Annotated in this window: 21 protein-coding genes, 1 pseudogene and 1 riboswitch; of the genes and pseudogenes, 17 read left to right on the plus strand and 5 right to left on the minus strand. The window is 71.5% G+C overall.

Translation table 11 applies throughout. The features are described from left to right. The 3 genes and pseudogenes from IG05_RS0136585 to IG05_RS0136595 all read left to right on the plus strand — a co-directional run. Positions 1-537: pseudogene (locus IG05_RS0136585) on the plus strand (cbb3-type cytochrome c oxidase subunit I); the annotation flags it as partial. Next, the gene (locus IG05_RS0136590) at positions 534-932 is read left to right on the plus strand and encodes a cytochrome c oxidase subunit 4 (RefSeq protein ID WP_030348416.1); all 399 of its coding nucleotides are present in this window, start codon (positions 534-536) and stop codon (positions 930-932) included. The pseudogene IG05_RS0136585 and the gene IG05_RS0136590, both read left to right, overlap by 4 nt. Positions 933-1092: 160 nt before the next feature. Beyond that, the gene (locus IG05_RS0136595) at positions 1093-2355 is read left to right on the plus strand and encodes a L,D-transpeptidase (RefSeq protein WP_030348417.1); all 1263 of its coding nucleotides are present in this window, start codon (positions 1093-1095) and stop codon (positions 2353-2355) included. An 80-nt stretch (positions 2356-2435) separates the two neighbouring features. Here IG05_RS0136595 and IG05_RS0136600 read toward each other — a convergent pair whose 3' ends face one another. Further along, positions 2436-2837 carry a hypothetical protein gene (locus IG05_RS0136600; protein WP_030348418.1) on the minus strand — a complete coding sequence of 134 codons (402 nt, stop codon included), beginning with the start codon at positions 2835-2837 and terminating at the stop codon, positions 2436-2438. A gap of 166 nt (positions 2838-3003) precedes the next feature. On the opposite strand from IG05_RS0136600, the gene IG05_RS0136605 reads away from it, so the two are divergent. The 7 genes from IG05_RS0136605 (at position 3004) to IG05_RS0136635 (ending at position 12366) form a co-directional block, all read left to right on the plus strand. After that, the gene (locus tag IG05_RS0136605; protein WP_030348419.1) at positions 3004-3624 is read left to right on the plus strand and encodes a cytochrome c oxidase subunit 3; all 621 of its coding nucleotides are present in this window, start codon (positions 3004-3006) and stop codon (positions 3622-3624) included. Positions 3625-3686: 62 nt separating this feature from the next. Continuing rightward, complete coding sequence (locus IG05_RS0136610; RefSeq protein ID WP_030348420.1) at positions 3687-4499, plus strand: c-type cytochrome; 813 nt, start codon at positions 3687-3689, stop codon at positions 4497-4499. Next, a complete protein-coding gene (locus IG05_RS0136615) occupies positions 4496-5554 on the plus strand; it encodes a ubiquinol-cytochrome c reductase iron-sulfur subunit (RefSeq protein WP_030348421.1) in 1059 nt (352 codons plus the stop codon). The genes IG05_RS0136610 and IG05_RS0136615 overlap by 4 nt, the downstream gene beginning before the upstream one ends. Next, positions 5551-7188 (plus strand): cytochrome b, encoded by a 1638-nt coding sequence (locus IG05_RS0136620; RefSeq protein ID WP_030348422.1) that lies wholly within the window; start codon positions 5551-5553, stop codon positions 7186-7188. Before IG05_RS0136615 ends, IG05_RS0136620 begins: the two co-directional genes overlap by 4 nt. A 122-nt stretch (positions 7189-7310) precedes the next feature. Next, positions 7311-8375 (plus strand): anthranilate phosphoribosyltransferase, encoded by a 1065-nt coding sequence (gene trpD / locus IG05_RS0136625; RefSeq protein WP_030348423.1) that lies wholly within the window; start codon positions 7311-7313, stop codon positions 8373-8375. Between the two features lie 74 nt (positions 8376-8449). Next, positions 8450-8566: riboswitch (SAM riboswitch) on the plus strand. Positions 8567-8696: 130 nt separating this feature from the next. After that, entirely contained in the window at positions 8697-10058 is a 1362-nt protein-coding gene (locus IG05_RS0136630) for an aminotransferase class V-fold PLP-dependent enzyme (RefSeq protein WP_030348424.1), read from the plus strand. A 49-nt stretch (positions 10059-10107) separates the two neighbouring features. Continuing rightward, the gene (locus IG05_RS0136635; protein WP_030348425.1) at positions 10108-12366 is read left to right on the plus strand and encodes a serine/threonine-protein kinase; all 2259 of its coding nucleotides are present in this window, start codon (positions 10108-10110) and stop codon (positions 12364-12366) included. Between the two features lie 7 nt (positions 12367-12373). Here the strand turns inward: IG05_RS0136635 and IG05_RS0136640 are convergent, their stop codons facing one another. Together IG05_RS0136640 and IG05_RS0136645 are read right to left on the minus strand one after the other, a co-directional pair. Further along, the gene (locus IG05_RS0136640) at positions 12374-12655 is read right to left on the minus strand and encodes an Lrp/AsnC family transcriptional regulator (RefSeq protein ID WP_030348426.1); all 282 of its coding nucleotides are present in this window, start codon (positions 12653-12655) and stop codon (positions 12374-12376) included. Next, positions 12652-13395, minus strand: a complete 744-nt coding sequence (locus IG05_RS0136645) for a rhomboid family intramembrane serine protease (RefSeq protein WP_030348427.1) — start codon at positions 13393-13395, stop codon at positions 12652-12654. Before IG05_RS0136645 ends, IG05_RS0136640 begins: the two co-directional genes overlap by 4 nt. A 153-nt stretch (positions 13396-13548) precedes the next feature. Here IG05_RS0136645 and IG05_RS0136650 point away from each other — a divergent pair, with 153 nt between their 5' ends. From IG05_RS0136650 to IG05_RS0136670, 5 genes are all read left to right on the plus strand, one after another. Next, positions 13549-13788, plus strand: coding sequence for a hypothetical protein (locus tag IG05_RS0136650; RefSeq protein ID WP_030348428.1), 240 nt, complete (start codon positions 13549-13551; stop codon positions 13786-13788). 45 nt (positions 13789-13833) lie between these two features. Continuing rightward, the gene (locus IG05_RS0136655) at positions 13834-15177 is read left to right on the plus strand and encodes an NYN domain-containing protein (RefSeq protein WP_030348429.1); all 1344 of its coding nucleotides are present in this window, start codon (positions 13834-13836) and stop codon (positions 15175-15177) included. A 211-nt stretch (positions 15178-15388) separates the two neighbouring features. Beyond that, positions 15389-16429 (plus strand): C40 family peptidase, encoded by a 1041-nt coding sequence (locus IG05_RS0136660; RefSeq protein WP_030348430.1) that lies wholly within the window; start codon positions 15389-15391, stop codon positions 16427-16429. A gap of 238 nt (positions 16430-16667) precedes the next feature. Further along, positions 16668-17678, plus strand: a complete 1011-nt coding sequence (locus tag IG05_RS0136665; RefSeq protein ID WP_030348431.1) for an NlpC/P60 family protein — start codon at positions 16668-16670, stop codon at positions 17676-17678. A 27-nt stretch (positions 17679-17705) separates the two neighbouring features. Next, the gene (locus IG05_RS0136670) at positions 17706-18893 is read left to right on the plus strand and encodes a hypothetical protein (RefSeq protein ID WP_030348432.1); all 1188 of its coding nucleotides are present in this window, start codon (positions 17706-17708) and stop codon (positions 18891-18893) included. Between the two features lie 32 nt (positions 18894-18925). On the opposite strand, the gene IG05_RS0136675 is transcribed toward IG05_RS0136670, so the two are convergent. Next, positions 18926-20161 carry a glycosyltransferase 87 family protein gene (locus tag IG05_RS0136675; protein WP_030348433.1) on the minus strand — a complete coding sequence of 412 codons (1236 nt, stop codon included), beginning with the start codon at positions 20159-20161 and terminating at the stop codon, positions 18926-18928. Positions 20162-20282: 121 nt separating this feature from the next. Between IG05_RS0136675 and IG05_RS0136680 the strand changes: the two genes are divergently transcribed. After that, positions 20283-21425: a glycosyltransferase family 4 protein gene (locus IG05_RS0136680; protein ID WP_030348434.1), complete on the plus strand. Its 1143-nt coding sequence runs from the start codon at positions 20283-20285 to the stop codon at positions 21423-21425. 51 nt (positions 21426-21476) lie between these two features. Next, complete coding sequence (locus IG05_RS0136685) at positions 21477-23114, plus strand: GMC oxidoreductase (RefSeq protein WP_234336177.1); 1638 nt, start codon at positions 21477-21479, stop codon at positions 23112-23114. A 13-nt stretch (positions 23115-23127) separates the two neighbouring features. Here IG05_RS0136685 and IG05_RS0136690 read toward each other — a convergent pair whose 3' ends face one another. Next, complete coding sequence (locus IG05_RS0136690; protein ID WP_030348436.1) at positions 23128-24924, minus strand: AMP-dependent synthetase/ligase; 1797 nt, start codon at positions 24922-24924, stop codon at positions 23128-23130. Between the last annotated feature and the right edge of the window lie 184 nt (positions 24925-25108).

Raw genomic sequence — 25108 nt, forward strand, 5'->3', positions numbered from 1 at the left:
CGTTCCTCATCGCCGTCCCGACCGGCGTGAAGTTCTTCAACTGGATCGGCACCATGTGGAAGGGCTCGCTGTCCTTCGAGACGCCGATGCTCTGGGCCGTCGGCTTCCTGATCACCTTCACCTTCGGTGGTCTCACCGGTGTCATCCTGGCCTCGCCGCCGATGGACTTCCACGTCTCGGACTCGTACTTCGTGGTGGCCCACTTCCACTACGTCGTCTTCGGTACGGTCGTCTTCGCGATGTTCGCCGGCTTCCACTTCTGGTGGCCCAAGATGACCGGCAAGATGCTGGACGAGCGTCTCGGCAAGATCACCTTCTGGACGCTGTTCGTCGGCTTCCACGGCACCTTCCTGGTCCAGCACTGGCTGGGTGCCGAGGGCATGCCGCGCCGGTACGCCCAACTTCCTCACCCTGCCGCGGATCCGCAGCGAATCCCCGGCGTTCGACCTGCACCACCCTGAGATCGCCGCGCTCGAACAGCTTGAGCACGCCGGTCATGGCACCGCCGTCGCGGGCAGCAAGGAGGCCGGCAAGTGAAGATCCAGGGTCGGATGTTCATCTGGCTGAGCGTCTTCATCCTGATCATGGCCATCGTGTATGGCGTGTGGTCGAAGGAGCCGGCCGGAACCACCGCGCTCTTCCTGGCCTTCGGCCTGAGCGTCATGATCGGCTTCTACCTGGGCTTCACCGCCCGGCGGGTCGACGCGGGCGCCCAGGACGACAAGGAGGCGGACGTCGCGGACGACGCGGGCGAGCTGGGTTTCTTCAGCCCGCACAGCTGGCAGCCGCTCATGCTGGGCTTCGGCGGCGCGATCGCCTTCCTCAGCATCGCGGTCGGCTGGTGGCTGATCTACTTCTCCGCGCCGTTCATCGTGCTCGGCCTGTTCGGCTGGGTGTTCGAGTACTACCACGGTGAGAACCGCACCCAGTAGGACTCGCGGAACGCACCGGGAGCCCGGACCTTCCCTCGGGGAGGGTCCGGGCTCCCGGCTTTTCCGGCGGCCCCGGCGTGTCCTTCCTTTGGCGCAGTGTCGTTCGCTCGTACGAGTTACCTGCCGCGCCGGTACGGTCTCCAGCTCATAGCGTGATCATATGAACCACACTCCGCGGACCCGCACCGTCGTCAGCTGCACCCTGCTGGTGACCGCCCTCGGCGCGGGCGTCACCGCTTGCGGTTCGGACGGCAACCCCCTGTCGGCCAGGCCGTACGACGCAGCGGGCCTGATCTCCTTCAACGGCCCCACCGAGGCGGGGAAGCGGGCCGACCCGGACAAGCCCCTGGAGGTCACCGCCAACAGCGGTGACGGGCGCATCACGGACGTCACCGCCCAGGACTCCTCAGGACGCTACGTGGCGGGCGAACTGGCCGCCGACGGCAGCCGCTGGCACAGCACGTCCCCGCTGGCCGCCAACGCCCACTACACGGTCACGGTGAGCACCGAGGACGACGACGGCGCGCCCGGCCGCAAGGTCCTCACGTTCGACACCAGCGCGCCCACCAGCAAGCAGCGCCTGAACGTCACGTTCGGGCCGGAGAAGGGCACCTACGGCGTCGGACAGCCGATCACGGCCCAACTCGACCACGAGATCAAGGACAAGGCGCAGCGCGCCGTCGTGGAACGCGCCCTGCGGGTGGACTCCACGCCGGCCGTGCCGGGCGCCTGGCACTGGGTGGACAACAAGGAACTCCACTACCGCCCCAAGGACTACTGGCCCGTCCACGCCACCATCCAGGTCCACAGCAACCTGGAGGGCGTCCGGATCGGCGACCGGCTGTGGGGCGGGAAGGCCAAGCCGGTGAAGATCACCACAGGGGAGCGGATCGAGGCCGTCACGGACGCCGCCTCGCACCAGATGACCGTCTTCAAGAACGGCCAGGAGATCAACCAGATCCCCGTCACGACCGGCAAGCCCGGCTTCGAGACTCGCAACGGAGTCAAGGTCGTCCTGGCCAAGCAGTACTTCGTACGCATGCGCGGCGCCACGGTCGGCATCGCCGAGGGCAGCGCGGACTCCTACGACCTGCCGGTCTACTACGCCACCCGGGTCACCTGGTCGGGCGAGTACGTGCACGCCGCCCCCTGGTCCGTGGGTTCCCAGGGATACGCCAACGTCAGCCACGGCTGCACCGGGATGAGCACGTCCAACGCGGAGTGGTTCTTCGACACCGTCCGCGAGGGCGACATCGTGAAGGTCGTCAACTCCGCCGGCGACGAGATGGAGCCCTTCGGCAACGGCTTCGGCGACTGGAACCTCGACTGGCAGAAGTGGCGCCAGGGCAGCGCCCTCTTCAACGGCAGACCGGACGGCCCGGCTCCGTCGGACGCCCTGAGGATCCAGCCAGCGGCCCTGTGAGCGCCCTGAAGGGGCGCGGGGAACGGCGCGGGAAGGGACCACCGGCCCGCACTCGCGCAGGATCCTCGCGCCCCTCCCCGCTAGGCGCCCACCAACCGCTTCCGGCGCAGCAGAGAGGCCAGGGCGGAGGCGAACTCCACCGGATCCACCGGCAGGGTCACCGCCGCGTCGGCCCGGCTCCACGTGGCCAGCCAGGCGTCCTGCGGCCGTCCCATCAGCAGCAGCACCGGCGGACAGCCGAAGACCTCGTCCTTCATCTGCCGGCACATGCCCATGCCGCCCATCGGCACGGCCTCGCCGTCGAACACGCAGACGTCGATGCCGCCCTTGTCCAGCTCCGCGAGGACCGCGTCGGGAGTCGCACACTCGACGAACTCGACCAGGGGCACATCGGGAGCCGGCCGGCGCCCGGCGGCCAGCCGTACTTGCTCGCGGGTGGTGGAGTCGTCGCTGTAGACCAGCACCGTGGCGGTCGGCTGCATTGTTCCTCCGAGACGTCAGCGTCGTACGGACAGGACGGGCAGGCCCGTTCCGGCGGATGTTACTCCCGTCGTCGTCCGCATGAACACCACGTCAACACCGGTCCCGCGGGTGGCAACACTCCGAACGGCACCCCCCGGAGTGAGCGCGAGATAAGCGACCGACATAATGTCGGTCGTGGCGACAGCAACGACAGTAGAAACCGGGCACGCGCACCCGTCGGTCAACCGGCCGAACCTCACCAGCGTCGGAACCATCATCTGGCTGAGTTCCGAGCTGATGTTCTTCGCGGCCCTCTTCGCGATGTACTTCACCCTCCGGTCGGTGACCGGACCGGTCCACTGGAAGGAACAGGCGGAGGCACTCAACGTGCCCTTCTCCGCCACGAACACCACGATCCTGGTGCTCTCCTCCCTCACCTGCCAGCTCGGCGTGTTCGCGGCCGAACGCGGCGACGTGAAGAAGCTCCGTGGCTGGTTCATCCTCACCTTCATCATGGGTGCGATCTTCATCGGCGGTCAGATCTACGAGTACACGGAGCTGGTGAAGAAGGACGGCATCTCGCTGTCCTCCGACCCGTACGGCTCGGTGTTCTACCTGACCACCGGCTTCCACGGCCTGCACGTGACGGGCGGTCTCATCGCCTTCCTGCTGGTCCTCGGCCGCACCTACATGGCCAAGAGGTTCACTCACGAGCAGGCGACCGCCGCCATCGTCGTGTCCTACTACTGGCACTTCGTCGATGTCGTCTGGATCGGCCTCTTCGCCACGATCTACCTGATCAAGTAGCCGGGACCGCTCCCGCACATCCAGAAGCACCGACGCAGAAGATCCTGACACCGGGGTAATCCGTGAAAAAGCTCTCCGCACGACGACGCCATCCGCTGGCGGCGGTCGTCGTCCTACTCCTCGCGCTGGCGGCCACTGGGGGGCTGTACGCCGCGTTCGCGCCCGCGGGCAAGGCGCAGGCCGATGAAACCTCCCAGTCCCTGACCATCAAGGAGGGCAAGAAGCTCTACGAGGTCGGCTGCGCCAGCTGCCACGGCACCGGTGGCCAGGGCTCCTCCGACGGCCCGAGCCTCGTCGGCGTGGGTGCCGCCGCGGTCGACTTCCAGGTCGGCACCGGCCGTATGCCCGCCGCGACCTCGCAGGGCGCCCAGGTCCCGCGCAAGAAGCCCATCTACACGCAGGCCCAGATCGACCAGCTCGCCGCGTACGTCGCCTCGCTGGGTGCCGGCCCGAGCGTGCCCACCAAGCAGCAGTACGGCCCCGCGGGCGCGGACATCGCCAAGGGTGGCGAGCTGTTCCGCACCAACTGCGCTCAGTGCCACAACTTCACCGGCAAGGGCGGTGCCCTGACCAAGGGCAAGTACGCCCCGAGCCTGGAGGGTGTCGCTCCCAAGCACATCTACGAGGCCATGCAGACCGGCCCGCAGAACATGCCGTCCTTCCCCGACACCACCATGTCGGAGAAGAACAAGAAGGACATCATCGCGTACCTGAACGCGGTCAACGGCAGCGAGACGGAGAACCCCGGCGGTCTTGAGCTGGGCGGCCTCGGGCCGGTCAGTGAGGGTCTGTTCGCCTGGATCTTCGGCCTCGGCGCGCTGATCGCGGTCGCCGTCTGGGTCGCCGCTCGGACCGCAAAGGCCAAGAAGTCATGAGTAGCCAAGACATTCCAGAAGAGAACCTGCCCGCTGAGCAGGACCACGCGCACGGCGCGGTAGGGGTCGCGGACGAGGAGAACCCGTTCTCCGACCCGGGCCTGCCGCCGCACGAGCACCGGATCCAGGACATCGACGAGCGGGCCGCCAGGCGGTCCGAGCGCATGGTCGCCCTGCTGTTCACGGTGTCGATGCTGGCCACCATCGGCTTCATCGCCTCGTACGTGGCGATCCCGGACGACAAGTCGATCTTCGTCTTCCCGATCGGGCACGTCAGCGCCCTGAACTTCGCGCTGGGTCTGACCCTGGGCGTGGCGCTGTTCTGCATCGGCGCGGGCGCGGTCCACTGGGCCCGCACCCTGATGTCCGACGTGGAGGTCGCCGACGAGCGGCACCCGATCCAGGCCTCTCCGGAGGTCCGGGCGAAGGTCCACGAGGACTTCCGCCAGGGCGCCAAGGAGTCGGCCCTCGGCCGTCGCAAGCTGATCCGCAACACGATGTTCGGCGCGCTGGCCATGGTGCCGCTCTCCGGCGTCATGCTGCTGCGCGACCTCGGTCCGCTCCCGCACAGCACGCTGCGGCACACCCTGTGGGCCAAGGGCAAGCGCCTGGTCAACATGAACACGAACCAGCCGCTGCGTCCCGAGGACGTCGCCGTCGGCTCCCTCACCTTCGCCAAGCCGGACGGCCTGGAGGAGACCCAGGAGGAGTTCCAGACGGAGATCGCCAAGGCGGCCCTGATGATCGTCCGGCTCCAGCCGGGCAACATCAAGGACAAGCGCGAGCTCGACTGGTCGCACGAGGGCATCGTCGCGTTCTCCAAGATCTGCACCCACGTCGGCTGCCCGATCTCGCTGTACGAGCAGCAGACGCACCACGTGCTGTGCCCGTGCCACCAGTCCACCTTCGACCTCTCCGACGGTGCCCGAGTGATCTTCGGTCCCGCCGGCCACGCCCTGCCGCAGCTGCGCATCGGCGTGGACAGCGAGGGTTACCTCCAGGCGCTCGGCGACTTCGAGGAGCCCGTCGGTCCTGCATTCTGGGAGCGCGGATGAGTACTGCAGCGAACGAGACGCCCCGCTCTCGCGGGAAGGCTCCGGCCGGCGAGCGTGTCGCCGACTGGGCCGACGGCCGGCTCGGGATCTACTCCCTGGCCAAGTCCAACATGCGCAAGATCTTCCCCGACCACTGGTCGTTCATGTTGGGCGAAGTGTGCATGTACAGCTTCATCATCATCATCCTGACGGGTGTGTACCTGACGCTGTTCTTCCACCCGTCGATGAACGAGGTGGAGTACCACGGCAGCTACATCCCGCTCCAGGGACAGCTGATGTCCGAGGCGTTCAGCTCGACCCTGCACATCTCCTTCGACGTGCGCGGTGGTCTGCTCGTCCGGCAGATCCACCACTGGGCCGCGCTGATCTTCCTCGCCGGCATGTTCGTGCACATGATGCGCGTGTTCTTCACCGGCGCGTTCCGCAAGCCGCGTGAGATCAACTGGCTGTTCGGCTTCCTGCTGTTCGTCCTCGGCATGTTCACCGGTTTCACCGGTTACTCGCTCCCGGACGACCTGCTCTCCGGCACCGGTGTCCGCTTCATGGAGGGCGCGATCCTGTCCGTGCCGATCGTCGGCACGTACCTGTCGTTCTTCCTGTTCGGCGGAGAGTTCCCCGGCCACGACTTCGTCGCCCGGTTCTACTCGATCCACATCCTGCTGCTGCCGGGCATCATGCTCGGCCTGATGGTGGCGCACCTGATCCTGGTCTTCTACCACAAGCACACGCAGTTCGCGGGTCCCGGCAAGACGAACAACAACGTCGTCGGCATGCCGCTGCTGCCGGTGTACATGGCCAAGGCCGGAGGCTTCTTCTTCCTGGTCTTCGGTGTCATCGCGGCCATCGCCGCGGTCGCGCAGATCAACCCGATCTGGGCGATGGGCCCCTACCGTCCGGACCAGGTGTCCACCGGCGCCCAGCCCGACTGGTACATGGGCTTCGCCGAGGGCCTGATCCGCTTCATGCCGGGCTGGGAGATCAACTTCTGGGGTCACACGCTCGTCCTGGGCGTGTTCATCCCGCTGGTGCTCTTCCCGCTGGTCCTGGCGGGGATCGCGGTCTACCCGTTCATCGAGTCCTGGGTCACCGGCGACAAGCGCGAGCACCACATCCTGGACCGCCCGCGCAACGCCCCGACCCGTACCGCGTTCGGTGTGGCCTGGGTGACGATCTACATGATCACCCTGGTCGGCGGTGGCAACGACCTGTGGGCCACCCACTTCCACCTGTCGATCAACGCCGTCACCTGGTTCGTCCGGATCTTCTTCTTCGCCGGACCGGTCATCGCGTTCATCGTCACCAAGCGGATCTGCCTGGGCCTGCAGCGCCGCGACCGCGACAAGGTGCTGCACGGTCGCGAGACCGGCATCATCAAGCGGCTGCCGCACGGTGAGTTCATCGAGGTGCACGAGCCGCTCAGCCAGGAGCAGCTGCACACGCTCACCGCGCACGAGCAGTACAAGCCGGCCGAGATCGGCCCGACGGTCGACGAGAACGGTGTCGAGCGCAAGGTGCCGGCCGCGGAGAAGCTCCGGGCGAAGCTGTCCAACGCCTACTACGGCGAGGACAACCAGATCCCGAAGCCGACCGTCGAGGAGTACAAGGAGATCACGAGCGGCCACGGCCACCACTGATCCCGCGTCGCCACGCCACGCGAAGGGCCCCGTCCGGTACACGGACGGGGCCCTTCGCCCTGTGCGGGGGTCGATAGGCTGGGGCCGACATCCGATGCTGTGTACGACACCAGGAGCGGCTGATGAGCGCTGTGACCCCCGCTGGAGGCGACACCGCGGCGGGCCGTTCCTGGCCCGCGGTACTGGACGCCCTGCTGGAAGGCCGTGACCAGAGCGCGGACGCCACGGCATGGGCGATGGACCGGATCATGCGCGGGGAGGCCACCGACGCGCAGATCGCCGGGTTCGCCGTGGCCCTGCGGGCCAAGGGCGAGACGGTGGAGGAGATCACCGGGCTCGTCCGCGCGATGTACCGGCACGCGAACGTCATCGAGGTGCCGGGCCGGACCGTCGACATCGTCGGCACCGGCGGCGACGGCGCGAAGACGGTGAACATCTCCACGATGTCCTCGATCGTCGTCGCCGGCACCGGTGCGAAGGTCGTCAAGCACGGCAACCGGGCCGCGTCCTCCGCGTCGGGCGCCTCGGACGTGCTGGAGAAGCTGGGCGTCAACCTGAACCTGCCGCTGGAGCGGGTCCCGCAGGTCGCCGAGGAGGCCGGGATCACCTTCTGCTTCGCGGTCAAGTTCCACCCGGCCCTGCGCCATGTGGCCGCCGCCCGCGGCCAGTTGGGGATCCGTACGACCTTCAACGTGCTGGGTCCGCTGACCAACCCGGCGAAGGTACGGGCCCAGGCCGTCGGCGTGGCCGATCCGCGGATGGCCCCGGTCGTGGCCGGCGTCCTCGCCGAGCGCGGCAACTCCTCGCTGGTCTTCCGCGGCGACGACGGCCTGGACGAGCTGACCACGACCGCCACCTCGCGGGTGTGGGTCGTCCGGGACGGCAAGGTCACCGAGGAGACCTTCGACCCGAGGGACGTCGGCATCGGCCTCGTGCCCGTGGAGGCCCTGCGCGGCGCCGACGCGTCGTACAACGCGGAGGTCGCCCGCCGTCTGCTCGACGGCGAGACGGGGCCCGTACGGGACGCGGTGCTGCTGAACTCCGCCGCGGCGCTCGTCGCGCTCGCGCCGACCGGCGCTCCGCTGGCGCAGCAGCTCCGGGCCGGCATGGCGAGGGCCGCCGAGTCCATCGACTCGGGCGCGGCCAAGCGCACCCTGGAGCGCTGGGTGGCCGTCAGCAACGCCTAGGGCCACCGGACGTCGTCCCGCGATCCGGACACGGGTTGCGGGACGACGATCACATCGCGTACGTTCCTGTACCAGGTCATGAGTGACAGTCATGAGGCCCCGGCCGACTGTCCGGCAACCCTCCGTCCGTGGCGGGGTGCCCCGGGTGAAGACCAGGCCGTGGACAGCAAGGTCCCCGGCAAGCGCGGATCCCTCACGCATCCAGGGATCCTGGTCGTCGAGGAGTCTTCCGTGAGCAAGCGAATGCGTTAGGGCCGCAGAGCCCCGCCTCCGCACACCCTTTCTCTGTCTTCTTCGCCTTCCTCTCACGGGAGTTCCGCCATGTCTGTCTCCACCGCTGCCGCCGACCAGTCCGTTTGCACCCCTCTGCCCGTTCTGGGGCGGGATGTCACCGTCCCGCTGGTCACCGGCGGCGAGGTCGCCTACGCCGCGCTGGACTACGCGGCCAGCGCCCCCGCCCTCCAGCGCGTCTGGGACGACGTCGCCGCGTACGCCCCGTACTACGGCAGCGTCCACCGCGGTGCCGGCTACCTCTCCCAGCTCTCCACGGACCTGTTCGAGAACGCCCGCAGGACGGTCGCCGAGTTCCTCGGCTGCCGGCCGGCCGACCAGGTGATCTTCACCCGCTCGACCACCGACTCCCTCAACCTCCTCGCCCGCGCGGTCCCGGCCGGCTGCCAGGTCTTCGTCTTCGAGACCGAGCACCACGCCTCCCTGCTGCCCTGGCAGGACGCGCGGGTCACCTACCTCGACGCCCCGCGCACCCCGCGGCAGGCGGTCGAGACCCTGGAGCGGGCCCTCGCCGGCCGCGACCCGTACGGTCCGGCCCTGGTCTGCGTCACCGGCGCCTCCAACGTCACCGGCGAGCTGTGGCCGGTGCGCGAACTGGCCGCCGCCGCGCACGCCCACGGCGCCCGCATCGTCCTGGACGCCGCCCAGCTGGCCCCGCACCACCCGGTGTCCGTCACGGACCTCGACGTCGACTGGGTCGTCTTCTCCGGTCACAAGCTGTACGCCCCGTTCGGCTCCGGCGTGCTGGCCGGCCGCGCCGACTGGCTCCAGGCGGCCGAGCCGTACCTCGCCGGCGGCGGCGCCAGCCGCAAGGTCACCCGGCGCGAGGACGGCGGCGTGGCCGTCGAGTGGCACGAGACCGCGGCCCGCCACGAGGCCGGCTCCCCGAACGTCATCGGCGCCTACGCCATCGCCTCCGCCTGCAAGGCCCTCACGGAGGCCGGCTGGGACACCCTGGTCGCCCGCGAGCAGCACCTCGTCCGCACCGTCCGCGAGGGCCTCGCCGAGGTCCCCGGGGTGCGGGTCCTCTCCCTCTTCGGCGACGACGCCCCGCGGGTCGGCGTCATCTCCTTCGTCGTCGAGGGCTGGAACAGCTCCCACTTCGCCGCCGCCCTCTCCGCCGAGTACGGCATCGGCGTCCGCGACGGCCTCTTCTGCGCCCACCCCTTGGTCCGCACCCTGCTCGGCAGCGACCCCGAGACCCAGGGCGAGTGCGGCGCCCCCGAGGCGGCCCCCGGCGAGAAGTCCCTCAACGCCATCCGCGTCAGCTTCGGCGCGGGCACCCCCGACGAGCACGTCGAGCGCTTCGTCGACGCCGTCCGGGAACTCGTGGCGGACGGCGCGAAGTGGCAGTACCGCACGGAGGACGGCCGCTGCGTACCGGCGGTGTGAGCGCCGTATAACCTCCCCCTGACGACTCGTCGGACAGGGGGAGCCCGGAGTGCAGCCGCTGCGCGCAGCAGACCCGCGCCACATCGGCCCGTACACCGTCATGCGCAGACTGGGCGCCGGCGGCATGGGCGAGGTGTACCTCGCCGAGTCCCGCACGGGTCTCAGGCTCGCCGTGAAGGTGGTACGGGCCGAGCACGCCGAGGACCGCACCTTCCGCGCCCGCTTCCGCCACGAGGTCCGCGCCGCCCAGACCGTCGGCGGCGCGGGCACGTACACCGCACGGGTGGTGGACGCCGACACCGAGGCCGAACGGCCCTGGATGGCGACGGAGTTCGTGCCCGGCCCGAATCTGCGGGACGCCGTCCTGGACCACGGCGCGCTGCCCGGGCCCGCGGTCCGGATCCTCGCCGCCGCGCTCGGCGAGGCGCTGGCCGCGATCCACGCCAAGGGCCTGGTCCACCGCGACCTGAAGCCGTCCAACATCCTGCTCGGCCCGGACGGGCCCCGGGTCATCGACTTCGGGATCGTCCGGGCCCTGGAGGCCACCGCGCTGACCCGTACCGGCGCGGTCGTCGGCTCGGTCGGCTACGTCTCGCCGGAGCAGATCCGCAACGGCGGCCAGGTCGGCCCGCCGAGCGACGTCTTCTCCCTCGGCGCGGTCCTCGCCTACGCGGCGGCGGGCCGGGAGCCGTTCGGCGAGGGCCAGGACTCGGTGGTCCTGCTGCGCATCCTGACCCGCGACGTCGACCTGTCCGGCGTCCCGGACGGCATCCGCCCGCTGGTGGCGGCCTGCCTGGCCGAGGACCCGCTGGAGCGGCCGGAACCGGCGGAGGTGCTGGCCGAGGCGGGCTTCGCCCCGGCCACCCTGCGCGCTGCCGTCCACCCCGGCTGGTACGGCCCCGCGGCGAAGGCGGGCCCGGCCTCCGCCGACCGCCCCAGCGGCGTGGAGTACCTGGCCCCCGGCCCCGTCACACCGGCGTCCGCCGCCGGCCCCGCGCTCCCGGGGTCCCCCGCCGGCCCCGCCACCCCGGCCGCGGCCCCTGCTCCCGCCGCCGAAGCCCCCGCTCCCGCTCCCGGCCCCGTCACCGCGACCGCCGCCCCCGCGAGCCCCCTCGCCCCCACCACGTCCGTCGGCCGGCTCGGCCCCGTCGCCCCCGGGCGCCGGCGGCTGCTGAAGATCCTCGCCGGGGGAGCCGTCGCCGCGGCCGGTGCGGGGACCGGCGGCTGGCTGCTGTACCGCGGGTTCGATACCGAGAGCATGAGCGGCAGCTACCGGTCGCCCGGGAGCTCGGACCCCGGCGTGGCCGAGAGCAAGGCCTCCGCCCGGTCCGCGGTGCTGCGCTGGCAGTACGACCTCGGCGGCCTCGGCGGCCTGGAGGGCGCCTGCTGCGCGCTCTCCCCGGACGGCTCCGTCGTCTACGCCGGCACCTCCGGCGGTGTGCTGCACGCAATCTCCCGGGACGGCTCCCGGCGCTGGAAGGTCCGGCTCGGCGACGACGTCTCCACGCCCGTGGCCACCCGGGACGCCGTGTACTGCGTGGTGGGCCTGCACGGCGAAGGCGTGCGCCGGCTGACCGCGGTGAGCCCCTCGGGCAGCCCGCTGTGGACCCGCACCCTCGGCGACACGGGCTACGCCGTCCCGGTCCTGCTCGGTGCGGACGTGCTCGTCTCCACCGGCGGCACGGACGCGGGCGCGCTGCGCAGCTACGCCCCCGACGGCAGCGAGAACTGGACCTTCAGGACCCCGGCCGGTCCCACCGGCACCCCCCTCGTCGCGGCCGGGGTGATCTACACGGGCAGCTACGGCGACGAGCTGCTGGCGCTGGGCGCGCGGGACGGGAAGCGGAAGTGGCAGGTGGCCGGGGGGACCGACGTCACCGTCCTCGCCCTCGCCGGCACCACCCTGATCACGCACTCCGGCCCCGTACGCCAGGGCTTCCGCGTCTCGGACGGCCGCCGCCTGTGGCGCAGGGACGCCGACGCCGGGCCCCTGACTGCCGGCAACCGGGCGCTGGCCGTCGGCACGGAGCAGGGCACGGTGTACGCCGTACGGGCGGCCGACGGCACCCGGGCCTGGGCGCACGACGTCGAGGGGAGCACGGCCGAGCCCCGGGCGGTGGTGGCCGGCGACACCGTGTACGCCCGCGCGGGCGACCGGGTGTGGGCGCTGGACCTGAACGGCGGGCGGCGCTGGGACGCGGCCCTCGGCCGGGCCGCGGCCGGCGACCAGCACGGCCCGCTGGTCCGCGGCAGCCGCCTCTACGTCCCCTCGGGCACCGGTATCGCCGCGGTCGACCTGATCGTCTAGCGGTGCCCTAGTTGTCGAGGCCGATGGCGAAGGCGGCCTCCAGGTCGTGCTGGGAGTAGGTGCGGAACGCGACGTGCGTGTCCGTGGCCTCCACGCCGGGGATCTTGCTGATCCGGCCCGGGATGACCTCGGCGAGGTCCTCGTGCTGCCCGACGCGGACCATGGCGATCAGGTCGTAGGTGCCGGTGACCGAGAAGACCTCGCTGACGCTGTCGAGCGAGGCGATCCGCTCCGCGATCTCGGGAATCCGGTCCACACTGGTCTTGATCAGGACGATCGCGGTGATCACGGCTGTTTCTCTCCCTCGGTGACCGGAGCTGGGGCGGCTTTCACTCTAGTCGTACGGCCATATCTGACCCACGCGTAACCGAACCCGAGCCCGAACCCCAGCAGGTGCGCCAGGTACGCCACCCCCGGCCCGTCCGAGGCCTGCCTCGCCGCCAGCCACTGCAGGGCCGCCCAGAACGGCAGCACCACCCACGCGGGGAAGCGCAGCGGCAGGAAGAACAGGAACGGAAGAAGACTGGTCACACGCGCGCGGGGGAACAGGTAGAGGAACGCGCCGAGCACCGCGGAGATCGACCCGGAGGCGCCGACCAGCGACTGCTCGGAGGCGGCGTTGACGGCCGCGTACCCCAGCAGGGCGAGGTAGCCGCAGCCGGCGTAGAAGAGGGTGAACTCCACCCGGCCCATCCGTTCCTCGGTCATCCCCCCGAAGACGAAGAGGAAGAGCATGTTGCCGAGCAGATGCACCCAGCTGCCGTGCACGAACAGCGCGGTGGCCGGGGTGAGCGCCGCGCGGGCCTGTCCGGCGAACAGCTCGGCCGGGACCACCCCCCAGTGCCGGAAGTACGTCCGCTGCGCGGCGAGCAGCGCCTCTCCGGTGCCGTACCCGGGGGCCAGCCCGGAAGCCGGGCCGAGCGCGAAGACCAGGGCGCACAGGCCGATCAGGCCGTACGTCGTCGGGGCCGTGGCACCCCGGACCGCTCTGTACGTCCGGCCGGCCGCCCTGCTCCAGGTGCTGATCATGACTACAGAGCATGACGTAACGGGACGCAAGCAGACAGACCGCCTCGCCGCTCGGAACGGACGGGCGGCGAGTCCCCGCCAGGCCGTAGGGTTACGAGCCACACGCGTCGGGGGCCGGCGCGGACCGACACGAGAAGGAAGAGAACAGTCACGATGACGGTTCCCCTGCCGACGGCCACCACACGATGGCGCTGCACCCTGTGCGGCAACCTCACCCGGTTCGACGTCACCCGCTCGTCGAAGGTCGTCGAGTACGTCCACCTCGATCTGGCCGGCGAGCCGACGGTGGAGGAGCGCGAGGTGGTCAGTGAGACCATCGAGTCGGTCCGCTGCCGCTGGTGCAACGCGGACAACCAGGTGGAACTGGTGGACAGGCCGGGCGCCGGCTCCTGAGCGGAGCGGCCCCGGGAGGAATTTTCCGGTATTGGGGTGTGACGGATGGTGGAGACCGCGGGCGGGGGGCCGGGGGACGGCACCGCCGAGGTGCTTGACCGTCCGCTGCCCGACGGCGTGCGCCGCCGGGTCGTGCAGATCGTGTCGGACGGCTTCGGCGGACTGACCATGGCGGAACTGCCCGCCCAGCTGAGGCAGTACGCCCGGTTCGCCCCCAATCGCCGGACCAAGTTCGCGGGCAACGCGATGGCCGCGGCGCTGGAGACCGATCCGCTGTTCCGGCAGCGGATCGGGGAGAAGTTCCGGGAGGCCCAGCCGGAACTCGCCGGGGCCCTCGACTCCGGCTCCCCGCCCCCGGCCGCGGACCCGCTCGACGTGGCGGCCGCGGCCTACGTGCTGCGTCCGGCGGGCTGGGTGAAGCTGGTCACCGCGGCCGGCGAGGAGGCCCAGCGCGCGGACGCCGAGCGCGCCGACGAGGAGAGCCGGGCCGAGCTGGAGCGGTTGCGCGCGGAGCTGGCGCAGGCCCGGGAGCACACCCGCGCCGAGACCGAACGGCTGCGGGCGGAGCTGGAGTCTGCCCGGAAGGAAGCGGAATCGCTTCACCGCAAGCTGCGTGCCGCGCTGAGCGACGTCAAGCGGGGCGAGGCCGCGCTGCGCAAGGCGCACGGCGAGATGGACGCCGTGCGCGCCGAGGCGCAGGCGCAGGTGTCGGCCGCGGAGAGCGAGTCCCGGCGGCTCAAGACCCGCCTGGGCGAGGCCGAGTCCGCGCTGGAGGCCACTCGCCGGGCCGCCCGGGAGGGCCGCAGCGTGGAGGACATGCGGGTGCGGCTGCTGCTGGACACCCTGCTGGACGCCACCCAGGGGCTGCGGCGCGAACTCGCGCTGCCGCCGGTGTCCGTGCGCCCGGCGGAGACCGTCGACGCGGTGGAGCCGGGCCGGATGACCCCGAAGGACATCGCGGCGCGCGCCCTGTCGGAGCACGATCCGGCGATCCTCGACCAGCTGCTGGCCCTGCCGCAGGCGCACCTGGTCGTCGACGGTTACAACGTGACCAAGACCGGTTATCCGCAGATGCCGCTGGAGAAGCAGCGGCTGCGGCTGCTGGGCCAGCTGTCGGCGCTCGCCGCGCAGACCGGCGCCGAGGTGACCTGTGTCTTCGACGGTGCCGAACTGGCCGCGCCGGTGCTGCTCGCGCCGCCGCGCGGGGTGCGGGTGCTGTTCTCCAAGCCGGGCGTGACGGCCGACGAGCTGATCCGCCAGCTGGTGCGCGCGGAGCCGCCGGGACGTCCGGTCATCGTCGCCTCCACCGACCGGGAGGTCGCCGACGGGGTCGCGAAGGCGGGTGCCCGGCCGGTGGCCTCTGCGGTGCTTCTGAAGCGACTGTCCTGAAGGCCCAACGGACATAGGTAATGCCCGAATTGGCCGTATCGTCACGCAACGTAGTGTCAATCGGGACTCACTGCACGTGAGTTGTGTGCAAAGAATGCACTGCGTGACGAGTTTTTTTGCTGTGGGATTTGAACTGATCACAACTGGGTCACTAGGGTCTGGGCTCGAACCTCCGAACGGGTGAACACTCACAAGAAGGAGTTCGTCCTCCGTGGCGTCCCACCGTCGACCCAAGCAGCCGAGCCGCACCCGCGTGACCGTGCTCACCACCGCTGCCGCAGCTGCCGTCGCGCTCAGCGCCAACGCCGCCAACGCCGCGCCGAGCGAGAAGCTCGGCAAGGACGAGGTCAAGGCCAAGGTCGACAAGCTCTACGAGCAGGCCGAGCAGGCGACCGAGAAGTACAACGGCGCCAAGGAGAAGCAGCAGAAGCTGCAGAAGGAAATCGCCACCATCCAGGACGACGTCGCCCGCGGCCAGGAGGAGCTCAACAAGCTGCGCGACGGCCTGGGTTCGCTGGCCACCGCGCAGTACCGGTCCGGCGGCATCGACTCCTCGGTCCAGCTCTTCCTGTCCTCGGACCCGGACGACTTCCTCGACAAGGCGTCCACGCTCGACCAGTTGAGCAGCCAGCAGGTCGACGCGCTGAAGAAGATCCAGGACAAGCAGCGCGAACTCGCCCAGGAGCGGGCCGAGGCGACCGAGAAGCTCAAGGACCTCTCGGCCACCCGCACCGAACTGGGCAACAAGAAGAAGGAAGTCCAGAGCAAGCTCGCCGAGGCGCAGAAGCTCCTGAACACCCTGACCGCCAAGGAGAAGGCGCAGCTCGCCGAGAAGGAGCAGCGCGCCAACCGCTCCTCCACCGAGCGCGTGGACCTCGGTGACGCCCCGCCGGCCTCCGGCCGTGCCCAGGCGGCCTTCTCCGCCGCCCAGACCAGACTCGGCTCGCCGTACGTCTACGGCGCCACCGGCCCCTCCTCCTTCGACTGCTCGGGCCTGACCTCGTGGGCCTACGCCCAGGCCGGCGTCTCCATCCCGCGCACCTCCGAGGCGCAGGCGCAGATCGGTACGAAGATCTACAACCAGAGCGACCTCAAGGTCGGCGACCTGGTCTTCTTCTTCAACGACATCCACCACGTCGGCCTCTACGCGGGCAACGGCCAGATCCTGCACGCCCCGCGCACCGGCACGGTCGTCCGGTACGAGTCCATGACGACCATCGGCGGCCCGTTCATGTTCGGCGTCCGGGTCTGACACCCGGCGACACACCGGACACGGTGGCGCCCGAACGGGCGAATCACCGGAACCCAAACTGACTCCACGCCCCGCCCATGACCTGCGTCAGCGGCGGGGCGTCACTCTGCGTTGACTCCGAGGTCTTTGGCCCGGGCCGCTCGGCACGGCTACTGTCTGCCGCGTTTCCCCGGCGCTGGGGCCTCCCCGTCCCCAGGCGCCGGGGAAACGGTCTGTGTCCGCCAGCAGAAGGACTGCCGTGGGGTCCCATCGCCGCCTTGCCCCGTCCGGATTCGACCGGGGCGCCCTAGCCCTGTGCGTACTGTCCACCTCGATGGCCGCGCTCGGTGCCGTACCGGTGCACGCCGCGCCGAACGCCGACACCCGGGCCGAGGTGGACCGCCTGTACGAGGAGGCCGAGAAGGCGACCCAGGCCTACGACAAGGCCGACGAGCAGGCGGGGCGGCTGCGCCGCCGGGTCCGGGACGCGCAGGACCACATCGCGCGCCAGCAGGAGCGCGTCAACGACCTGCGCGAGCAGATCGGTTCGCTGGCCGGGGCCCAGTACCGCTCCGGCGGCATCGATCCGGCGGTCGCCCTGCTGTTCTCCGCCGACCCCGACGATTACCTGGACAAGGCGTCCACGCTGGACCGCATCGGCACCCGGCAGGCGGGCCGGCTCAAGGAGCTGCAGTCCGTGCTGCGCGACCTCGCCCAGGAGCGCGCGGAGGCGGCCGGCACCCTCGCCGAGCTGGAACGCAGCCGCAAGGCCGTGGCCGAGCACAAGCGGACCGTGGAGCGCAAGCTCGCCCGGGCCCGGCAGCTGATCAACGCCCTGCCCACCGCCGAACGCGCCGCCTACGACCGGGCCTCCCGCGGCGGCCGCACGGACCTGCCCGACCTGTCCGGCGTCCCCGCGCCCGACGGCCGCGCCGCCGCGGCCCTGGCCGCCGCCCGCTCCGCTCTCGGCCGCCCCTACGTGTGGGGCGCCAACGGCCCCTCCGGATTCGACTGTTCGGGCCTGACGCAGTGGGCGTACGCGCACGCCGGCGTCCACCTGCCGCGCACCTCGCAGGAACAGCGGTTCGCCGGCCGGCGGGTCCCGCTCTCCCAGGCCCGCCCCGGAGACCTGGTCGTCTACCGCTCCGACGCCGGCCACGTGGCGATGTACGCGGGCAACGGCCAGGTCATCCACGCCCCTTACCCCGGCGCCCCGGTGCGGTACGACCCGGTCGGGATGATGCCCGTCTCCTCGGTCACCCGGCCCTGACCGCGCCGCGCGCCGTACGATCGGGAAATGGCTGGTCGCAGGCGGGCGTGGAGCATCGGGGCGGTAGGACTGGGCCTGCTGCTGCCGCTGGCCGGGTGCGGCGGGCCCACGGCGGCCGACTCCGCGCGGGCCGGTGTGCAGCAGGTGCTGGACCGGCGCGCGGCCGCGCTCCTCGGCCGCGACGAGACGGCGTACGGCGCGACGGGCACCCGCACCGGGTACAGCCGGCTGCGCGCCCTCCCGCTGGCCTCCTGGAGCTACCGGGTCACCGCCGTGCGCCGCACCGCCTCCGGCGCCACCGCCGACGCCGAGCTGCGCTACCGCGTCGCCGGCTACGACAAGGCCCCCGTCGACGCCCGCCGCACCCTCACCCTGGGCCGCACCGCCGGCGGCCGGTGGTACGTCACCGCCGACCGGCCCGCCGCACGGGCCGGGCAGCAGCTGTGGGACCAGGGCACGGTGACCGCGGTGCGGGGCGCGCACAGCCTGGTGCTCGGCACCGGGGGCTCCGCCGCCGGCCTGAGGTCGTACGCCCGGCTGGCGGACCGGGCGGTCCCGGCCGTCTCCGGGGCGTGGGGCACCGACTGGAGCCGCCGGGTCGTCGTGCTCGTCCCGCGGTCCCTGGCGGGCATGGCGTCCCTGCTGGGCTCGCCGGCCGCCAGCTACCGGGGGATCGCCGCCGTCACCACCGGCGAGGCCGGCGGTTCGGGCCGGTCGCCCGCGGACCGGGTGGTGGTCAACCCGGAGGCGTACGCCGGGCTCGGCGACCCCGGCAAGCAGGTCGTCCTCACCCACGAGACCACCCACGTCGCCACCCGGGCGCGCACCACCGCCGCCACCCCGCTGTGGCTCTCCGAGGGCTACGCCGACTGGATCGGCTACCTCGGCACCGGCCGCACCCCGGTCGAGGCCGCCCCGGAACTCGCCCGAGCCGTCCGGGACGGCGAGACGCCCCGCACACTCCCCGCCGACAAGGACTTCGCCTTCACCAGCGAACCCACCGGACTGGCCCGTGCCTACGAGGGCGGCTGGCTGGCCTGCCGGATGATCGCCGACCAGTGGGGCGCGGCCCGGCTCGGCGCCTTCTACCGGGCCGTCGGCGCCCACGGGCAGCGGGCCGGCGCGGTCGAGGAGGCCCTGGAGAAGGTGCTCGGCGCGACCCCGCGGGAATTCACCGCCCGCTGGCGCGCCTACGTCACGGCACAGCTCGGCTGAGCGGTCCCCCCGCCGCAGCGGCGGGCCGGCCCTCAGGGGGAGACCGGGGTCTCCTCCTGGCGGGCGGCCCGGGGCGGGAAGGGGGTGTCCGCGGACCGCGGGACGGTCGCGTGCCACAGGCGGCGGCCCGCCGTGACCGTGGCCGCGACCAGCAGGCCGTTGCGCACCGCCAGCAGCGTCACGCCGTACCAGTCGCTCAGCACGACGTGCGAGAAGCCGAGCGGGAACTCCAGAACCGTCACGAAGGAGGCGAGGACGACCAGCAGCGCGGGCGGCCCCATGCGGCTCGCCCGGTGCGCCAGGCACACCGCGGCCAGTCCGACCAGCCACACCAGGTACTGCGGGCTGATCACCCGGCTGGTCACCGTGAACAGCAGCACCGCCGTCAGGGCCGCGTCGGCAAGGGTGTGCGGCGCGAAGCGGGCCGCGCGCAGCCGCCACAGCAGCAGCCAGCCGAACGCGGCCCCGGTCAGCGCCAGCGCCGCCGTGCTGACCTCGTCCACGTGCGGGCCCAGGAACTCGATCGACCCGTAGTTCAGCAGCACCTGCCCCTGCCAGCCGAAGTGCCGGGCCACGTGGAAGACGAGGGCGCCCAGCGACTCCACCTCGGTGCCCCGGTCCCGCTGGAAGGTCAGGAACGCGAAGGCGCCCGGCATGGACACCGCGAACAGCAGCGCGACGCCCGCCGCGGTCACCGCCGCCGCCGCCCACGCCCGCCGCCGCACCGCACCGACCAGCAGCAGCGCCGGCCACACCTTCAGCAGCGCCCCGAACGCCGTGAGCGCGCCCATCACCCGCGGCCGGCGGGCCCCGGCGAGCAGCGCCGCCACGGCCACCGCGGTCACCATCACGTCGTAGCGGGCGTACACCGTCGGCCCGAGCAGCGGCACGCCCGCCACCCACACCCAGGCCCCGCGCGCGGAGCGCTCGGGGCGCCCGGCCGCGTACACCAGCAGTGCCAGCACGACGGCGTCGGCCAGGCAGGCCAGCACGTAGAAGCCGTGCGCGTACGACAGGAAGGGCAGCACGGCGGGGGAGAGGACGGCGAGGGCCGCGGCCGGCGGGTACTGCCAGGTCACGTCGTCCAGCGGAAACGTTCCTTGCTGCAGGACCTCGTACCAGCCGCGGTAGATCACCGACACGTCCGAGGTGACGTCCGGGCCCGGGAAGGCGTACACCCGGAACACGAACAGCAGCAGTACCGTGCGGGTGACGGCCCAGGTCCCGAGCAGCCAGGCAAGGGACCGCCAGGCACCCTTCGTGTCCACGTGATCCCCTGCCGTTCGATTTCCGCGTCGGGCGACCATGATGTCCTGCGCGGCTGTGCACATGCCACAGGCCCGGCCGGACCCGGCCCGCCGGACGGCCCATTCGGTAGGGTCGGCGGCGATGCACAAGACCCTGATCGTCACCAACGACTTCCCGCCCCGGCCGGGCGGCATCCAGGCCTTCCTGCACAACATGGCGCTCCGCCTGGACCCCGGCCGGCTGGTCGTGTACGCCTCCACCTGGAAGCGCGGCAGGGAGGGCGTCGAGGCCACCGCCGCCTTCGACGCCGAGCAGCCCTTCACCGTCGTACGGGACCGTACGACCATGCTGCTGCCCACGCCGGGCGCGACCCGGCGGGCGGCCGGGCTGCTCCGCGAGCACGGCTGCACCTCGGTGTGGTTCGGCGCGGCGGCCCCGCTCGGTCTCATGGCACCCGCGCTGCGCCGCGCCGGCGCCGAGCGGCTGGTGGCCACCACCCACGGCCACGAGGCCGGCTGGGCCCAGCTGCCCGCCGCCCGGCAGCTGCTGCGCCGGATCGGCGAGTCCACGGACACGATCACCTACCTCGGCGAGTACACCCGCTCCCGGATATCGACCGCGCTCACGCCGGACGCGGCCGGCCGCATGGTGCAGCTGCCGCCCGGGGTCGACGAGAAGACCTTCCACCCCGGCTCCGGCGGCGACGAGGTCCGCGCGCGGCTCGGGCTCACCGACCGGCCGGTCGTGGTCTGCGTCTCCCGCCTGGTGCCGCGCAAGGGCCAGGACACCCTGATCCGGGCCATGCCCCGCATCCTCGCCGCCGAGCCGGACACCGTCCTGCTGATCGTCGGCGGCGGTCCCTACGAGCGGGACCTGCGCCGCCTGGCCGGGGAGACGGGCGTCGCCGGCTCGGTCCGCTTCACCGGCGCCGTCCCCTGGGCGGAGCTGCCCGCCCACTACGGGGCCGGCGACGTCTTCGCCATGCCCTGCCGCACCCGCCGCGGCGGCCTCGACGTGGAGGGCCTCGGCATCGTCTACCTGGAGGCCTCCGCCACCGGCCTGCCCGTCGTCGCGGGCGACTCCGGCGGCGCCCCGGACGCGGTCCTGGAGGGGGAGACCGGCTGGGTGGTCCGGGGCGGCTCGGCCGGGCAGACGGCCGAGCGGATCGTCACCCTGCTCCAGGACCCCGAGCTGCGCCGGAGGATGGGCGCGCGCGGCCGGCAGTGGGTCGAGGAGAAGTGGCGCTGGGACCTGCTGGCGGAGAAGTTGAAAGCTCTGCTCTAGAAACCCGTCGCGGGCCTAGGCGGAACCGGAAAATCCGCACATGCTGCGCGCATGACAGCAAAACTGATGCAGCGTCAGCTGACCAGGCGTCACATCCTCGGCATGGCGGCACTCCAGACGGCGGCCGCCCTCGGATTCACCCGCGTGGGACTCCAGTCCGCCCGCGCGGCGGAACCCGCCCCCACCGACAACTCCCCGGCGATCGTGGTCGGTTCCGGATACGGCGGCGCGGTCGCCGCCCTCCGCCTCGGCCAGGCCGGCATCCGCACCCTCGTCCTGGAGATGGGCCGGCTGTGGAACACCGCCGGCCCCGACGGCAAGGTGTTCTGCTCCACCAGCGCCCCCGACCGGCGCTCCATGTGGTTCCGCACCCGCACCGAGGCGCCGCTCGCCACCTTCCTCTGGCTGGACGTGGTCAACCGGGCCATCGGCCCCTACCCCGGGGTCCTCGACCGCGTGCACTACGACGCCATGTCGGTCTACGTGGGCCGCGGCGTCGGCGGCGGCTCCCTGGTCAACGGCGGCATGGCCGTCACCCCGCCGCGGTCCTACTTCACCGAGCAGTTCCCGGGCGTGGACGCCGACGAGATGTACGGCACCTGGTTCCCGCGCGCCCGCGCCATGCTCGGCGTCAACTCCGTCGACCCGGCGTGGTTCGAGTCGACCGAGTGGTACCAGTTCACCCGGACCTCCCGGAAGGCCGCCGCCAACGCGGGTCTGAGGACCACCTTCGTGCCCAACGTCTACGACTTCGGCCACATGCAGCGCGAGGCCGCCGGCACGGCCGAGAAGTCCGCGCTCGCCGGCGAGGTCATCTACGGCAACAACCACGGCAAGCGCAGCCTCGACCAGACCTACCTGGCCGCCGCCCTCGGCACCGGCAACGTCACCATCCACACCCTGGAGAAGGTCACCTCGGTCAGCCGCGCGGGCGACGGGTCGTACGTACTGACCGCCGACCGGATCGACGACACCGGGGCGGTCGTGGAGAGGCGGCAGTACGGCTGTACGTACCTCTTCCTCGGCGGCGGCAGCCTCGGCACCACCGAGCTCCTCGTGCGCGCCCGGGACACCGGCACCCTGCCCGGCCTCGGCGCCGACGTGGGCGCGGGCTGGGGCACCAACGGCAACACCATGCTCGGCCGCGCCAACCACGTGTGGGACACCGTCGGCGCCCACCAGGCCACCATGCCCGTGATGGGCATCGACGACTGGGCCAACCCCGACAACCCGGTCTTCGCGGAGATCGCCCCGCTGCCCATGGGCTTCGAGCACTGGGTCAGCCTGTACCTGGCGATCACCAAGAACCCCGAGCGGGCGACGTTCACCTACGACTCCTCGTCCGGGGCGGTGCGGCTCGGCTGGACCGCCGACCAGAGCGCCGTCTCGGTGCGCATGGCGAAGAAGCTGTTCGACCGGATCAACGCGGCCAACGCCACGATCTACCGGTACGACCTGTTCGGCCCGGGGAGCAAAGTCTTCGCGGACGACTTCACCTACCACCCGCTCGGCGGCTGCGTGCTCGGCCGGGCCACCGACGCCTACGGACGCGTGAAGGGGTGTCCACGGCTGTACGTCACCGACGGCTCGCTCGTCCCCGGGTCGATCGGCGTGAACCCGTTCGTCACCATCACGGCCCTCGCCGAACGCACCATGGCGCGGGTCCTCGCCGAGGACACCGCGCCATGAGGCACCGCCCGCGTCACTTGGCGTAGATCGCCTCGATCTCGTCCGCGTAGTCCTTCGCCACCACGTTCCGCTTGAGCTTCAGCGACGGGGTGAGGTGGCCCGACTCCTCCGAGAACTGGGAGGACAGAATGCGGAACTTCCGCACCGATTCCGCCTTCGACACCGCGGCGTTGCCGTCGTCGACCGCCGCCTGGATCGCCGCGTGCAGATCCGGGTCGTCCTTCAGCGACGCCGCGGTGGCCCCCGCCGGCTTGCCGTGCTCGGCGGCCCAGCGGCCCAGGAACTCCTCGTCGACGGTGACCAGCGCGCCCACGAACGGCCGTCCGTCACCCACCACCATGCACTCCGCGACCAGCGCGTGCGCCCGGATCCGGTCCTCGATCACCGCGGGGGCCACGTTCTTGCCGCCCGCCGTGACGATGATCTCCTTCTTCCGGCCGGTGATCCGCAGGTAGCCGTCCTCGTCCAGGGTGCCGATGTCTCCGGTGTGGAACCAGCCGTCGGCCAGCGCCTCCGCGGTCGCGCCCGGGTTGTTCCAGTACTCCTTGAACAGGTGCTCGCCGTGCAGCAGCACCTCGCCGTCGTCCGCGATCCGTACCACCGAGCCGGGCAGCGGCTGCCCGACCGTGCCGATCTTCTGCCGGTCCCACGGGTTGAACGCGGTCGCCGCACAGGACTCGGTCAGGCCGTAGCCCTCCAGCACCGTGAAGCCGATGCCCCGGAAGAAGTGCCCGAGCCGCTCGCCGAGGGGGGCACCGCCGGAGATGGCGTACTCGCCCCGGCCGCCCAGGACCGCGCGCAGCTTGCTGTAGACCAGCTTGTCGAAGACCTTGTGCTTGATCTTCAGACCGAGCGACGGGCCCGAGGGGCTGTCCAGCGCCTTGCTGTAGGCGATCGCGGTGTCCGCCGCCTTGTCGAAGACCGCGCCCTTGCCGTCCGCCTGCGCCTTGGCCCGCGCCGAGTTGTAGACCTTCTCGAAGACCCGCGGCACACCCAGGATCAGCGTCGGCCGGAACGCGGCCAGCTCGTCGGTGAGGTTCTTGATGTCCGGGACGCAGCCCAGCTTGATCGGCGCCATCATCGGCGCGACCTGCACCAGCCGCCCGAAGACATGGGCCAGCGGCAGGAACAGCAGCACCGAGCACTCACCGGTGCGGAACAGCGGACGCAGCCGCTCCACCACGTTCCCGCACTCGGCGAAGAAGCTGCGGTGGGTGAGCACACAGCCCTTGGGACGCCCGGTCGTGCCGCTCGTGTAGACGATGGTCGCGGGGTCGTCGGCCCGGGCGAGCGAGCTGCGCTCCTCCACCGCCCGGTCGGACACGTCCTGCCCGAGCCGGCCCAGTTCCGCCAGGCCCCCGGCCTCGATCTGCCAGACGTGCTTGAGCGCGGGCAGCGTCTCGCGCACCGACTCCACGGCCGCCGTGTGGTTGTCCAGCTCCGTGACGCAGGCGGTGGCGCCCGAGTCGGACAGGATCCACTGCACCTGCTCCGGCGAGCTGGTCTCGTACACCGGCACGGTGATCGCGCCGGCGCTCCAGATCGCGAAGTCCAGCAGCGTCCACTCGTACCGCGTGCGGGACATCAGGCCCACCCGGTCGCCCGGCTGCACGCCGGAGGCGATGAGGCCCTTGGCGGCGGTGTGCACCTCGGCCAGGAACTCCCGGGCCGTCACGTCCTGCCAGGCGCCCCCGACCTTGCGGGCGATCACGGCGACGTCGGGATGCTGCGCGGCGTTTCTGCGGACGATGTCGGTCAGATTCCCGTCCGCGGGGACCTCGTACAAAGCCGGAAGGCTGAACTCGCGCAAGACTGCTGCTCCTCATAGGGCGCCGGCGCCACGACGTTGTGCGATGCGACGGTGCGGTCCAAGGCTCGGGCAAGTGCTCCGGAACAACATGACGATTCACATGTTGAAATCCTGAGCACGACTGGACTGCCCGGACGTTACCCGCCGGTATGGCGTCTACGACAGGGGGTCCCGGCGAGATGTT

The sequence above is a fragment of the Streptomyces sp. NRRL S-1022 genome (assembly GCF_000720135.1).
Lineage (GTDB): Bacteria > Actinomycetota > Actinomycetes > Streptomycetales > Streptomycetaceae > Streptomyces.